Raw genomic sequence first — 14,833 nt, 5'->3', positions numbered from 1 at the left:
CAGGGATTCGAACCCCGGGTACCTCGCGGTACAACGGTTTTCAAGACCGCCGCAATCGACCACTCTGCCACCTCTCCAAAACGCTTTTCGCGATGTGCTTCCTTTCAAAAGCGCTGCAAAGGTACGGATTATTTTCAATTTGGCAAATATTTCATCACTTTTTTTGATTGTTTTTTCGCATTGTCGTAACTTTGCCGACGATAACCAAATTGTTAGAACAGACATTAACAAAGCATGATATATCCACAAAACTTTGAACAGAAAATAGGGTTCGACCAAATCAGGAACCTTATAAAAGCCAAGTGCCTGAGCACATTGGGCGAAGAAAAAACAGACGGAATGGCTTTCTCCAGCGACTACGAAGAAATCAACTGCCGGCTGGAGGAAGTAGTGGAATTCGTCCGCATCCTGGAAGAGGAAGACGAATTTCCCAGCCAATACTTTTTCGATGTGCGCCCTTCGTTGAAACGCATCCGGGTGGAAGGACTGTATTTGGACGAACAGGAACTGTTCGACCTGCGTCGCTCGCTGGAAACGATACGCGACATCGTGGGTTTTCTGCAAAAAGAGGACGAGGAAGACGAAGATTCACACTCACCCTACCCTGCCCTACACGCCCTGGCTGCCGATATTCTGGTATTTCCACAGCTCATAGCACGCATCAACAACATTCTTGACAAGTTCGGCAAGATAAAAGACAATGCCTCTGCCGAGCTATTGCGTATCCGGCGCGAACTGGCTGACACGACAGGCAGCATCTCGCGCAGCCTGAACAGCATCTTGCGCAGTGCACAGGCAGAAGGTTTCGTGGAAAAAGACGTGACGCCGACTATGCGCGACGGACGGTTGGTCATTCCTGTGGCTCCGGGCATGAAGCGCAAGATACGAGGCATCGTACACGATGAATCGGCTACAGGCAAGACCGTTTTCATTGAACCGGCAGAAGTGGTAGAAGCCAATAACCGCATCCGGGAACTGGAAGGTGAAGAGCGACGGGAAATTATCCGCATACTGACCGAATTTTCGGCAACCATCCGCCCGCAAGTACCCGCCATCCTGCAATCATACGAATTCCTGGCACTTATCGACTTTATCCGTGCCAAAGCCCTTTTCTGTATGGATATCAAAGCAGTAAAGCCCGCCTTCGAAGAACAACAAATCATCGACTGGATAGAAGCCGTACACCCATTGCTCCAGAAATCGCTGGCGAAACACAATAAGAAGGTAGTGCCGCTGGACATCGAACTGACCAGCCGCCAACGCATCCTGCTGATATCGGGACCCAATGCCGGAGGCAAATCGGTATGTCTGAAAACCGTAGGACTGCTGCAATACATGCTCCAATGTGGCTTGTTGATACCGCTGAACGAACGGAGCCATGCGGGTATCTTCGAAAACATCTTTATCGACATCGGCGACGAACAAAGCATCGAAGACGACCTGAGCACCTATTCTTCACACCTTACCAATATGAAGAATATGATGAAATATTGCAACGGCAAGAGCCTTATCCTGATAGACGAGTTCGGCGGAGGTACGGAGCCGCAAATCGGAGGCGCCATTGCCGAAGCGGTACTGAAACGGTTTAACCAGAAACAGACATTCGGGGTCATCACCACCCATTACCAGAACCTGAAGCACTTTGCCGAAGACCACGAAGGCGTAATCAATGGAGCCATGCTCTACGACCGCCACGAGATGCACGCACTCTTCCAGTTGCAGATAGGAAATCCCGGAAGCTCGTTCGCCGTAGAGATAGCCCGTAAAATCGGATTGCCCGAAGAGGTGATAGCCGATGCCTCGGAAATTGTGGGCAGCGAATACATTCAAAGCGACAAATACCTGCAAGACATCGTGCGCGACAAACGCTACTGGGAAACCAAGCGGCAAAACATCCGCAAGAAAGAAAAGCAGATGGAAGACACCATTGCCCGCTACCAGCAAGAGATAGAAGAACTGGAGCGCAAGCGGAAGGAAATCCTGCAAAAAGCCAAGGAGGATGCCGAACACCTGCTCCAGGAATCGAACGCCAAGATAGAGAACACTATCCGCACCATCAAGGAGGCACAGGCGGAAAAAGAACGCACACGCACGGCACGCCAGGAACTTGCCGACTTCAAGCAAGAAGTGGAGACCATTGACACCGCAGCCCTCGAAGAACAAATAGCCCGCAAAATGGAACGCCTGCGCGAAAAGCAGAAACGCAAAGAAGAGCGGAAGAACAAAAAAGCCGAAACTGCCCCCATGCAGCCGAAAGCAAAGCCCATCTGCACGGGAGACTATGTGCGCATCAAAGGTCAGACAAGTGTAGGACAGGTGTTGGAACTGAACGGACAGAACGCCGTGGTGATGTTCGGACTGATGAAAACCAATGTCAAGACCGAACGGCTGGAACACGCCGACCCACCCAAGACTTCGAACGTGATGGCAAAAGCCACCTTCGTAAGCAGCGAGACGCAAGAACAGATGTACCAGAAGAAACTGAACTTCAAGCAAGACATCGACGTACGGGGCATGCGCGGCGATGAAGCCATACAGGCGGTCACCTATTTCATCGATGATGCCATTCAAGTAGGCGTAAGCCGTGTCCGCATCCTGCATGGAACAGGCTCGGGCATCCTGCGCACACTGATACGCCAATACCTTGCCACCGTACCCGGCGTAGCGCATTTCCAAGACGAGCACGTACAGTTCGGCGGGGCGGGAATCACGGTGGTAGATTTGAAATGACTTACATTATATATAATGAACCATTCACCACAGAGAACACAGAGGGACACAGCGTTTTTTATTTTTATCTCCTCTGTGATACTCTGTGTCATCTGTGGTAAAAGATTAACCATTTCACATACATACTTAAAAAGATGAAATCAATCAGAGAATTATACCGGATAGGCACAGGACCCTCTAGCAGCCACACCATGGGACCGCGGAAGGCTGCCGAACAATTCCTTGCCCGCCATCCCGAAGCAAAATCTTTCGAAGTGACGCTTTACGGAAGCCTTGCCGCTACAGGCAAGGGACACATGACCGATGTGGCCATCTTAGACGTACTCCAACCACACGCACCGGTCGAAATCGTATGGAAACCGCATGTGTTCTTTCCCTTCCACCCCAATGGAATGACTTTCAAGGCTTTCGATGGAAACGGAAAGAAAACCGATGAGTGGACCGTGTTCAGCATCGGGGGAGGGGCACTTGCTGAAGAAGGGCATCCGCAAGGTAGCACTCCTGACATCTATGAAATGAACACGATGAGCCGGATACTCTACTGGTGCGAACACACCGGACGCAGCTACTGGGAATATGTAGAACAATGCGAAGGTAAAGAGATATGGGACTACCTCGCCGAAGTATGGGAAACAATGAAGGCAGCCATCCTGCGTGGATTGGATGCTGAAGGCGTATTGCCTGGACCGCTCAACCTGCGCCGGAAAGCATCGGCATACTACATCAAGGCAAAGGGATTCAAAGACTCGCTCCGCTCACGCGGACTGGTGTTTGCGTACGCCCTTGCCGTAAGCGAGGAAAACGCTTCAGGCGGAAAAATCGTAACTGCCCCCACGTGTGGAGCCTGTGGCGTGGTGCCTGCCGTGCTCTATCATTTACAGAAAACCCGGGAGTTCAGCGATGCCCGCATCCTGCGTGCCCTTGCCACCGCAGGACTGGTAGGAAATATCGTCAAACACAACGCCTCGATATCGGGAGCCGAAGCCGGATGCCAGGCAGAAGTAGGCGTGGCATGCTCGATGGCGGCTGCAGCGGCAAGCCAACTCTTCGGTGGAAGTCCCGCACAGATAGAATATGCTGCCGAGATGGGGCTGGAACACCACTTGGGCATGACGTGCGACCCTGTGTGCGGACTAGTGCAAATTCCCTGCATCGAACGAAACGCCTACGCCGCTGCCCGTGCCCTTGACGCCAATACCTACTCTGCGTTCACCGACGGACACCATCGCGTGTCGTTCGACCGTGTGGTAGAAGTAATGAAAGAAACCGGACACGACCTACCCTCACTCTACAAAGAAACCAGCGAGGGTGGGCTTGCCAAAGACTATCACCCGATGGCAATTGACAATTGACAATTACCAAAGGCTCATCATCTTGTTCTAACAAAAAGTTACTACCCCAAACGTCGGAAACACGGAGTTTCCGACGTTTCTTTTTTATATAAATACCTAAAAATACTGATTTTCTCACTTCCTTTCAGACTCAAGACCACCGTCTTTTTTCATGAATTTTAGGTATTGACCACCCTCTGAAACCACTCTACCTTTGCATCGTAAAACCAAAACCTAATCAAAATAGCAACATGAAACTAAAGAATCTATTAGCATGTGCGGCCCTTGCATTATTTGCGGCTGCATGCAGCGACGATGAAAACAACAGTATCAACGAGAATCCGGCAGCAGACATCGCCGGCACATATGCAGGCTATTCCGAAGCCTCATTCCAATATACCGATACGCCGCTGGTATCGGCAGGTGAATCGCTGACAATAACCAACGACGGGGAAAACGGCACAGCCACCCTTACTTATACTTCTGCCAGCTTTGGTGAGTTCACCGTAAGTGGAGCCGAAGTGACGCATTCGGGTAGCACGTACAGCGTAAGCGGAAGCGGGTCGACCTTAATGGGAATGGGAGACACGAAAAACGAATACGAATGCACCCTGCAAGGCACACTGGACGAAGGACGGACCAAAGGCACGTTCACTTTCACCGTACCGTCAGTAATGGGTGGGATGACTATCACCTTCACCTTGGGCGACATTCCGGCAGAGAAACTTCTTGCCGGCTCCTACGAAGGATGGACCAATGCCAGCTGCGCTTATTTTGAAAGCATGACGGCCGAAAACCAAACCATCACGCTCTCTGCCAATAACGACGGTACCTTCACCTTGGCATACACATCGGATACGTGGGGCGAGTTTTCATTCACAAATGTAAGCGCAACCGAAGCCAACGGAACCTATACGTTGAGCGGCGAAGGTACCACCCAAATGGGAATGAACGGCAACGTGAGCGAATATCCCTGCACGCTGAGCGGAAGCATCGATAAAAGCAAGGAAAACGTTAGTTTCACCTTCACCGTACCCGGCGTGATGGGCGGGCTTACCATCACCTTCACCCTGGGCGATATGCCTGCCGCCAACTGATGTATGTACGATTTTCCGATTTACGAGGTACGATTTAAGGCAAATCGTAAATAATCAAATAGTAAATAGTACATGAAATTGTTTCGTCTTTATCAATTGTTCGCGCTGGGGGCAACAATGCTGTTGTTCCCGGCGTGCGACGGCATACTGGACGGCATCTACGACCAGCCCCGCACCACTACCGGCTACGGATTCAACCCGAACGGCGACGGAACGGGAACACTCTTCATTGATGCTACCGATTATGCCCAGTGGACTTACATCAACCTGCATACCGAAGAAATAGACTCCACCCGCATCACCGGAACGGACGGCACGGAGGTACCAATGGGAGAAAACGCCTCACTGCCTGCTGAGTGGGACTTCGCTATCCACCGCTACGATGTAAAGACCAACGGCGGTGCTGTATTGGAGACCGAGGCGACCAGCCTGGATGCCGTACTACTGATGAGCAGCATCCCCACGGGAAACTACGTGAGCGACACCGAGACCCAAATCACCATCGATATGTCGGGTATGATGGAGGGCAACATCCTGTATGCCACCTCCAGCTACAACGCCGAGCTTGCCAAATGGCTGGACGTGGACACCAGCACGATGCCACCTATTTATACCTTATCTAATAAGGTGTACATCCTGCGCATGGCCGACGGCACTTATGCCGCCCTGCGCCTCACGGCATTCCGCAACGAGCAGAATACTTCGGGACACCTCACTATCGAATATGCTTATCCGCTGTAGCCCCCAGCCCATTTAATAAAAAACAAAAGAATATGCAACAACCTATACTGAAAAATCTTATCGTGCTGGCGGGCTGCCTCCTCATCGCGGCAAGCGCCGCCGCACAACGCTACGTTTCGGGGAAAGTGCTCGATGCGGACAACGGGCCGCTTGCCGGAGCAACGGTGTTCGTGAAAGAGAACAGAGCCATCGGAATGACCACCGATGCCGAAGGGAACTACCGCCTGCGCCTCCCCGACGGGAAAGCATACACCCTGCAGGCATCGTTCATCGGATACGTGACGCAAAGCCATGCACTCCAACCGGGACAAGACCGGCTGGACTTCGCTTTGGAAGAAGATGCCATAGGTATGGAAACTGTAGTGGTAACGGGTACACGCACGCCCAAGCTGCTGAAAGACGTGCCTATCGTGACACGCGTCATCACCGCCGACGACATCCGCAAGGTAGACGCCACACACATCGGCGACCTGCTGCAGGCAGAGCTGCCAGGCATCGAGTTCTCCTACTCCATGGACCAGCAGACCTCGCTCAACATGCAGGGTTTCGGAGGAAACGCCGTCCTCTTCCTTGTCGACGGCGAAAGGCTGGCGGGCGAAACGCTGGACAACATCGACTACAGCCGCCTGAACCTGGACAACGTGGAACGCATCGAAATCGTAAAAGGGGCGGCATCGTCGCTCTATGGCTCGAACGCCGTGGGCGGAGTGGTCAACCTCATCACCAAGGAAGCTACCGAGCCGTGGACACTGAACCTGAACGGAAAGTACGGCGCGCACAACGACCAGCGTTACGGAGGCACCTTCACCTTCCGCGCAGGCGACTTCCAGAACAGCCTCAACGTGCAGCACACCTCCACCGACCCCATCGAAGTAGGCACCGTGGGCGAGGACGGCGAGGAGAACGACTTCAGCCGCGTGTACGGCAACCGCACGTGGAACTTCAAGGAACGCCTCGTCTATACCCCTACCGACCGGCTGAAGCTGACCGGACGGCTAGGATACTTCTTCCGCGAACGTGACAAGAGCACATCGAGCAAGGACCGCTACCGCGACTTTTCGGGAGGGCTCCGGGGCAACTATACCTTCAACAAGCGGAGCGACCTGGAACTGTCGTACAGCTTCGACCAGTACGACAAGAGCGACTACGACCCTGCGCAAGACTATGACCTGCGCGACTATACCAACGTGCAGCACACCGTGCGCGCCCTCTACAACTATGCGATGAACGACAAGAACACCCTTACCGTGGGAGGCGACTTCATGCGCGACTACCTGATGAGCTACCAGTTCACCGACAACGGCGACCACGAACAATACACCGCCGACGCCTTCGCCCAGTTCGACCTGAACCCCATCCACAACCTCAACGTGATGTCGTCTATCCGCTTCGACTATTATTCCGAAGCCGACGTGAAGAACACCTCGTCGAAACTCGGCATCATGTACAAATGGCGCAACTGCTCGCTCCGCGCCTCCTACGCCGGCGGATTCCGCGCCCCCACGCTGAAGGAAATGTACATGGACTTCAACATGGCGAACGTCTTCATGATATACGGCAACGAGAACCTGAAACCCGAAAGCAGCCAGAACTTCTCGCTCTCCGCCGAATACCTGAAAAGCCGCTACAACGTCACCCTGACCGGATATTTCAACCTGGTGGACAACCGCATCACCACCGTGTGGGACCAGAGCCGCAACGGAATGGTCTACTCCAACATCGCCCAGATGAACATCGCCGGGCTAAACGCCGACGTAGCCGCCAAGTATCCCTGCGGCTTGGGCGTGCGCCTCTCGTATGCCTACACCCACGTACACATCCCCGATGGCGAGCCTTACTTCTCGTCCACCCGTCCCCATTCCGCCACCGCCAAGCTGGACTACGGCAAGCAGTGGAAAAACTACGGTTTCGACGTGACGTTGACCGGCCGCGTCCTCTCGCGCGTCACCACGGACGAATACGTGAGCTATACCGACCCCGACGCAGGCACCACCTCGACCACCTATCCGGCATACACCCTGTGGAAGCTGAACCTTGCGCAGCGCGTGTACCGGGGCATCCGCGTGAACGTAGTGGTGGACAACCTGTTCAATTACCGCCCAGACCACTATTACAACAGCACGCCCACCACCACCGGCACCACCGTTTCCGTGGGGCTTTCGCTCGACGTGAACCAGCTGTTCTGACGGAAAAGGCATCGGAACACGTGCAAAATGCAATTTAGAGGTCTGAAATCGACCTTGCAACACTTGCAAAATCAGTTTTAGAGGTCTAAAATCCATTTTGCAGACGTGCAAAATCCGAAACTGAGGTCTAAAACACATTTTGCAAGTGTCCGAAGGTCTGCGGCGAGGGGCTAAAATCCATTTTCCGGGTGTCCGAAGGTCTGCGGCGACCCCTCGCCGCACATTTTCCACCTCTCCGAAGGGCGGAGACAGACAGGATAAAACCTCTCGCCACAAAGTAAAAACACAGATCTTCGCGGATTAACGCAGATTAAAACAGATAATCAAAATGAGAATCTGCGAAAATCTGTGTTAATCTGCGTTTCTGAACAGACAAATTATAGTTTCAACATCTACTTAAAAACAAATGAGCAATGAAAAAGAAAAGAATGATTGTGTTGGGTAGCCTCCTCGTAGCCGCCCTCCTGCTGTTCGCCGTATGGAACAGCTGGTTCAGCACCACGAAGATAGGCTTCATCAACTACCAGGCCATTACCCTGGGCGAAATTTCGAAAGCCAATGACAACCCGTTCATCCGCCTCGCCGAAATCGGCACCGACGAACTGGACAAGCTGGACGGTTGCGACATGGTTTTCATCAACGCGATGGGCATCCGCATCACCGAAGAGCAGCGCGCCCTTATCCAAAAAGCCGCTGACAGAGGGCTTCCCGTCCTCTCGACAGCGGTCACCAACCCTGCTAACGACATCTGCTCGCTCGACTCCGCCACCGCCGCTCCCCTGCGTGCCTACCTGGCTGGCGGCGGAAGGCGCAACTACCGCAGCATGCTGGAGTATGTGCGCGGCACGGTGGACGGCAAGCTGATTTCCACCCGTGAACCGGAACCTGTGCAGGAAGCGGCAAACGAAATGCTGTACCACATCGACCCCTCCCACCCCGATGACGAGGCAAAAGGCTTCAACACCGTAGCCGGATACAACCAATTTCTGAAAGAGCACGACCTGTGGAAAGACGATGCGCCACGCATCATCATCACCGGACAGATGGGCGAACCCACCGACCTCATCCGCCGGCTGGAAGAGACGGGCAACGTGGTCTATCCCGTGCGCCGCATGAAGAGCTTCATCACCCGCCACCAGATAGACTCGGTGCGTCCCTCTGCCGTCATCAACATGGCACACGGGCGCATGGGCGACTACATCACCGATTACCTGACCCGGCAGAACATCCCCCTCTTCGCCCCGCTGAACGTAAACACGCTGGTGGAAGACTGGGAAAACGACCCGATGGGGATGAACGGCGGATTCCTCTCGCAAAGCGTGGTGACACCTGAGATTGACGGAGCCATCCGCCCCTTTGCGCTCTTCGGCCACTATGCCGACAAGGAGGGGCTGCAACATGCGTCCGCCATCCCCGAACGGCTGGAGACCTTTGTGCAGACCGTGAACAATTACATCGCCCTGCAACGCAAGCCCAACGCCGAAAAGCGTATTGCCATCGTCTATTATAAAGGACCGGGACAGAACGCCCTGACCGCTTCGGGCATGGAGGTAGTGCCTTCGCTCTACAACCTATTGGTGCGCCTGCGCCAGGAAGGATACCGGGTAGACGGGATGCCGGAGAGCAGCGAAGCCCTCGGACGGCTCATCCAAGAGCGCGGCACCGTGTTCAGCACCTACGCCGAAGGAGCTTCCGACCGGTTTATGCGCGAAGGACATCCGCAACTGATTACGAAAGACGAATACGAAAACTGGGTGAAGCAAAGCATCCGCCCCGAACAGTATGCCCAAGTGACAGAGGCGAACGGAGAGTTTCCGGGCGAATACATGGCAACGGCGGACGGCAAGCTGGGTATCGCCCGCCTGCAGTTCGGCAATGTCGTTCTGCTTCCCCAACCGGCGGCAGGAGCGGGCAGCAACTCGTTCCAGATAGTGCACGGCACCGATGCCGCACCTCCTCATAGCTACATCGCCCCCTACTTATGGGTGCAATACGGATTCAAGGCAGATGCGCTGATTCACTTCGGCACCCACGGAAGCCTGGAATTCACTCCGCGCAAGCAGGTGGCGCTGAGCAGCAAAGACTGGCCCGACCGCCTCGTAGGCGCCCTGCCCCATTTCTACATCTATACCATCGGCAATGTGGGCGAAGGGGTCATCGCCAAACGCCGCTCGTATGCCGGGCTGCAATCGTACCTCACGCCTCCATTTATGGAAAGCAACGTGCGCGGCACCTACCGCGAACTGAGTGAAGCCATAAAGAACTACAACAACCTGCTGGAAGAAAACGTTCCCGACCGTTCCGCCCTCGACCGGGCATCGCTGAAGGTGAAAGCCCTGACCGTCAAGCTGGGCATCCACCGCGACCTGGGATTGGACAGCCTGCTGACCCGTCCTTACACCGAAGACGAAGTGGCACGTGTCGAAAATTTCGCCGAAGAGCTTGCCAACGAAAAGATAACAGGGCAGCTATACACGATGGGCGTGCCCTACGAACAGGCACGTATCGAATCGAGTGTATACGCCATGGCTACCGAACCCATAGCCTATAGCCTGCTGGCACTGGACAAGCTGAACGGGAAAACCGGTCCGCAGACCGAGAAGCACCGCAGCCGGTTCACTCGCCTGTACCTCACTCCGGCACGCACGCTGGTTGCCCGCCTGCTTGCCAATCCCTCGCTTGCCACCGACGAACTGGTATGCCGCACCACCGGCATCACGCAAGCCCAGCTGGACGAAGCACGCGAGATAGAAGCCTCGCGCCAGCGTCCCGAAGGCATGCTGTCGATGATGATGCAAGCAGCCGAAGAGATGCAGGAAAAACCCGCCTCAATGCCTGTCCGACATCCGTCGGGCATCAGCGCAAAGATGCACGAGCAAATGAAAAAAGCCGGACAAGGCATGGATCCCGACAAGGCACTGGCAATGGCAAAGAAAATGGGTGCCGACTCCGCCTCGCTCCACAAAATGGAAGAAGCGATGAAGCGTCACGCCACTTCCGCCCAACCTGCCGGAGGAGGCATGGCGGCAATGATGAAGCAGATGATGCAGCGCAAAGAATACACCAAGGAACAAATCGCCCGCGCCACGGCAATCATGGAAGTGGAACGTGCCGTCAAGAACGTGAACCGCTATCGCACCGCCCTGCTGGAAAGCCCTGCCAAGGAACTGGAAAGCATGATGAACGCCCTTGCCGGAGGCTATACGCAGCCTTCGCCCGGAGGCGACCCGATAGCCAATCCCAACACCTTGCCCACCGGACGTAACCTCTATGCCATCAATGCCGAAGCCACTCCGTCTGAAGCTGCATGGGAAAAAGGTATCCGCCTGGCGAACAACACCATCGAAATGTACAAGAGCCGCCACCACGACTCCATCCCGCGCAAGGTGAGCTATACGTTATGGAGCAGCGAATTCATTGAGACCGAAGGAGCCACCGTGGCACAAATCCTGTACATGCTGGGCGTAGAACCCATCCGCGATGCTTTCGGGCGTGTAAACGACATCCGGCTGATTCCGTCGAAAGAATTGGGCCGTCCGCGCATCGATGTGGTAGTGCAGACCAGCGGACAATTGCGCGACTTAGCGGCATCCCGCCTCTTCTTGATTAACCGTGCCGTAGAAATGGCTGCGGCAGCCAAAGACGATATGTACGAAAACCAGGTAGCTGCAGGAATCGTCGAAACCGAACGTGCCCTGATAGAGAAAGGGCTTACACCGAAAGATGCCCGCGAAATGTCGGCATACCGTGTATTCGGAGGCGTAAACGGCGGATACGGCACCGGCATCCAAGGAATGGTAGAAGCCGGAGACCGGTGGGAAAATGAAAAAGAGATAGCCGGCACCTACCTGCACAATATGGGAGCTTATTACGGAAGCGAAAAGAACTGGGAAGCCTTCCGCCAATATGCGTTCGAAGCCGCCTTGACCCGTACCGATGCCGTCGTACAGCCCCGCCAAAGCAACACATGGGGTGCGCTGAGCCTCGACCACGTGTACGAGTTCATGGGAGGCATGAACCTGGCGGTGCGCAACGTCACCGGAAAAGACCCCGATGCCTACCTGAGCGATTACCGCAACCGCAACAACGTACGGATGCAGGAAGTGAAAGAAGCTATCGGAGTAGAGAGCCGCACCACCATCCTCAATCCCGCCTACATCCGCGAAAAGATGAAAGGCGATGCCGGAGCGGCAAGCTCCATCGCCGAAATCGTGCAGAACACCTACGGCTGGAACGTAATGAAGCCCCAGGCCATCGACCAGCAACTCTGGAACGACATCTACGACGTGTATGTCAAGGATAAATACCATCTCGGCACACAAGGCTATTTCGAAGATAAAAATCCTGCCGCCCTGCAAAACATGACCGCCGTGATGCTGGAAACCGCCCGCAAAGGATACTGGAAAGCATCGCCCCAGCAGTTGAAAGCCGTGGCAGAACTGCACACCGGACTGGTTGCCAAGTACGGCACTTCGGGAGGAGGATTCGCCGACAACAACGCCAAACTGCAAGACTTCATCGCCGCAAACGTCAGTGTCCCGCAAGCAGCCGGTTACAAACAACGCATAGACGGGATGAAAGAAGCCGCCCTTGCCGACGGAACCGTACAGAAAGGCATGACTCTCAAGAAGAGCACCGTAAACGCTTCCAGTCAGCCCGAAGAGGAAACCAACAAGCTGAGCAGCACCGTAGTAATCAGTGTTGTACTTGCCGCCTTCATCATCCTGCTGATGATACTGAAAAGAAAACGTTCACAAAACCATAAATAAAATGGAACAAATCATTCTCATCCTGATGCTGTTCATCGCCATAAACTGCGCTTTCAAGCTCAGTCTGTGGCGGTGGTGGCAGGCAGGCATCTATAGCCTGATTGTGGCGGCATTCACCGTGCTGGCATATCCATATGCCATCCTGCAATCGAAAACACAGATAGCCGACTACCTGCAGAACACCGAAGCCCTGCAGAACATGGCGGTCATCATCACCCTTGAGTCCGCCCTCTGCTTCGGGTTCTGCGTCACCTACCTGCGCGGGCTTTACGGAAAGAAGAATCCCTGGTGGGCAAAGCTGCTGTGGTGGTACCCCAGCCTGCTCTTGTTCCCCGTGGTGTTCTATTGCCTCACCGAAGCCATTTTTACCTTTGTAGGAACCGCATTCAGCACAACCGCTTACATCGTGGCGGCTTTGATGCTAATGGGCATTCCGGCATTGGCAAAGGCAGTAACATACTTCGTTCCGGAAAAAGACCTGCGGCTGGAAATCCATTTCCTCATCAGCCTCTTCGTCTGCATCCTCGGACTGCTCACCACCGTAAACGGCAAGACGGTCTATGCCGCCGCAGACGAACCGGTCAACTGGAACGCGGTTATTCTCGCCCTTTCGCTCTTCGTTATCCTATTCATCGTAGGTTATGTATGGAGCCAAATCAAGTATCCACTTATCCAGCGATGGAAAGAACGGAAAATGAAAAAACGTTATTAACTATTCACTATTAATTATTAATTCAAGAATAATGGAATTTATCTCTAAAATGCTTTTCTGGGTAGCCAACAGCCTGTTGATACCCGATGTAATTATCCTGCTTTTCCTCTTCGTGCGTGCACTTATCCTTATCGGAGGCACCTACAACATGTACATCACCAAACGTAAAAACGACCAAGCATTCGATCATCTTATCAAAGAAGGCAACATAGAAGCCCTGAAGCAAGCATTGCCCGACAAAGACAATTCGCTCTACGTCTGCTACCTGCGCGACATGCTCAGCCGTCCCGTCAACGAAGACTATGCCGACTTTACCCTCTCCAAGTTCGAGGTGGAAGCCGAGAAAGACGTTGCACTCTCCAAGATGCTCTCCAAGTTAGGACCCGTATTGGGACTGATTGGCACCCTGATTGCCATGAGCCCTGCATTGGTCGGACTCTCAACAGGCGACATTGCCGGCATGGCATACAACATGCAAGTGGTGTTTGCCACCACCGTAGTGGGTTTGGTAGTCAGTGCCGTAGGGCTGGTTTCGATGCAATTCAAGCAACGCTGGTATGCCAAGTGCGTCAACAACCTCGACTATGTGTCGCGCCTGTTGATTGAGAAAGGAGGGCAAGTATGAGTAGACGTAACCGCCGTGTCAGCTTCTTCAAGAAAGAAGAAGACACCGACCCGTTGAGTGTAGTGGTCAACCTCTTCGACGTAGCAATGGTATTCGCAGTCTCCCTGATGGTAGCGATGGTGATGCACATGAACATGACCGAAGTGTTCACCGACAAAGACTTCACCATCGTAAAGAATCCCGGCAAAGACAACATGGAAATCATCACCAAGGAAGGCAAGCAAATCAACCGTTACACGCCCAGTCAGGACCAGTCGTCCAGCGGCAAGCGAGGCAAAAAAGTGGGCATCGCCTACGAACTGGAAAACGGTGAAATCATCTACGTGCCCGAAGGGGAATGACAAATGTCCGCCATTAGCCTATTCGGTTGAATTGAAAACGCAGTAGTACTGCATCTGCCTACGGATATATACTTCATCGGCAGATGCAGTATATATTCAACCGTGGATGCAGTATATATTCAACCGTGGATGCAGTATATATTCAACAGCGGATGCAGTATATATTCATTTTTAGGAATATGTCCTTGATTACACCAGACAAGGCAACGCTGTTAAGAAACTGTTTTTGAATTTATCGTGCGATGATTTGGGATGAGTTTTTGAGGCATTTCCGCTTGTGTGATGAGGAAGATAGCGGGCT

Annotated in this window: 10 protein-coding genes; all 10 read left to right on the top strand. The window is 53.6% G+C overall.

The genetic code is table 11. The features are described 5' to 3' along the window. Positions 1-189, top strand: a 189-nt coding sequence (locus tag H9625_RS17815) for a hypothetical protein (protein ID WP_225226473.1), incomplete at its 5' end; no start/stop codon positions are given. 45 nt (positions 190-234) lie between these two features. Next, positions 235-2,730 (top strand): endonuclease MutS2, encoded by a 2,496-nt coding sequence (locus H9625_RS15825; RefSeq protein WP_191765277.1) that lies wholly within the window; start codon positions 235-237, stop codon positions 2,728-2,730. A gap of 134 nt (positions 2,731-2,864) precedes the next feature. Then, positions 2,865-4,082 carry an L-serine ammonia-lyase gene (locus tag H9625_RS15820; protein ID WP_013617249.1) on the top strand — a complete coding sequence of 406 codons (1,218 nt, stop codon included), beginning with the start codon at positions 2,865-2,867 and terminating at the stop codon, positions 4,080-4,082. 230 nt (positions 4,083-4,312) lie between these two features. Beyond that, positions 4,313-5,158, top strand: coding sequence for a calycin-like domain-containing protein (locus H9625_RS15815; RefSeq protein WP_191765275.1), 846 nt, complete (start codon positions 4,313-4,315; stop codon positions 5,156-5,158). Between the two features lie 72 nt (positions 5,159-5,230). Beyond that, positions 5,231-5,899, top strand: coding sequence for an HmuY family protein (locus tag H9625_RS15810; protein ID WP_087211955.1), 669 nt, complete (start codon positions 5,231-5,233; stop codon positions 5,897-5,899). 32 nt (positions 5,900-5,931) lie between these two features. After that, the gene (locus H9625_RS15805; RefSeq protein WP_191765273.1) at positions 5,932-8,085 is read left to right on the top strand and encodes a TonB-dependent receptor; all 2,154 of its coding nucleotides are present in this window, start codon (positions 5,932-5,934) and stop codon (positions 8,083-8,085) included. Between the two features lie 413 nt (positions 8,086-8,498). After that, positions 8,499-12,854 carry a cobaltochelatase subunit CobN gene (locus tag H9625_RS15800; protein WP_191765271.1) on the top strand — a complete coding sequence of 1,452 codons (4,356 nt, stop codon included), beginning with the start codon at positions 8,499-8,501 and terminating at the stop codon, positions 12,852-12,854. 1 nt (position 12,855) lies between these two features. After that, positions 12,856-13,566 carry a hypothetical protein gene (locus H9625_RS15795; RefSeq protein ID WP_087247513.1) on the top strand — a complete coding sequence of 237 codons (711 nt, stop codon included), beginning with the start codon at positions 12,856-12,858 and terminating at the stop codon, positions 13,564-13,566. A gap of 31 nt (positions 13,567-13,597) precedes the next feature. Continuing rightward, on the top strand, positions 13,598-14,191 hold the full coding sequence (locus H9625_RS15790; protein ID WP_022039821.1) for a MotA/TolQ/ExbB proton channel family protein: 594 nt from the start codon (positions 13,598-13,600) through the stop codon (positions 14,189-14,191). Further along, positions 14,188-14,532, top strand: coding sequence for a DUF2149 domain-containing protein (locus tag H9625_RS15785; protein WP_022039822.1), 345 nt, complete (start codon positions 14,188-14,190; stop codon positions 14,530-14,532). Before H9625_RS15790 ends, H9625_RS15785 begins: the two co-directional genes overlap by 4 nt. The last annotated feature ends 301 nt before the right edge of the window (positions 14,533-14,833 follow it).

The sequence above is a fragment of the Phocaeicola intestinalis genome (genome assembly GCF_014837065.1).
Taxonomy (GTDB): Bacteria; Bacteroidota; Bacteroidia; order Bacteroidales; family Bacteroidaceae; genus Phocaeicola; species Phocaeicola intestinalis.
The sequence above is the reverse complement of the archived record's forward strand: the minus strand, read 5'-3'. Positions and strand labels throughout refer to the sequence as shown.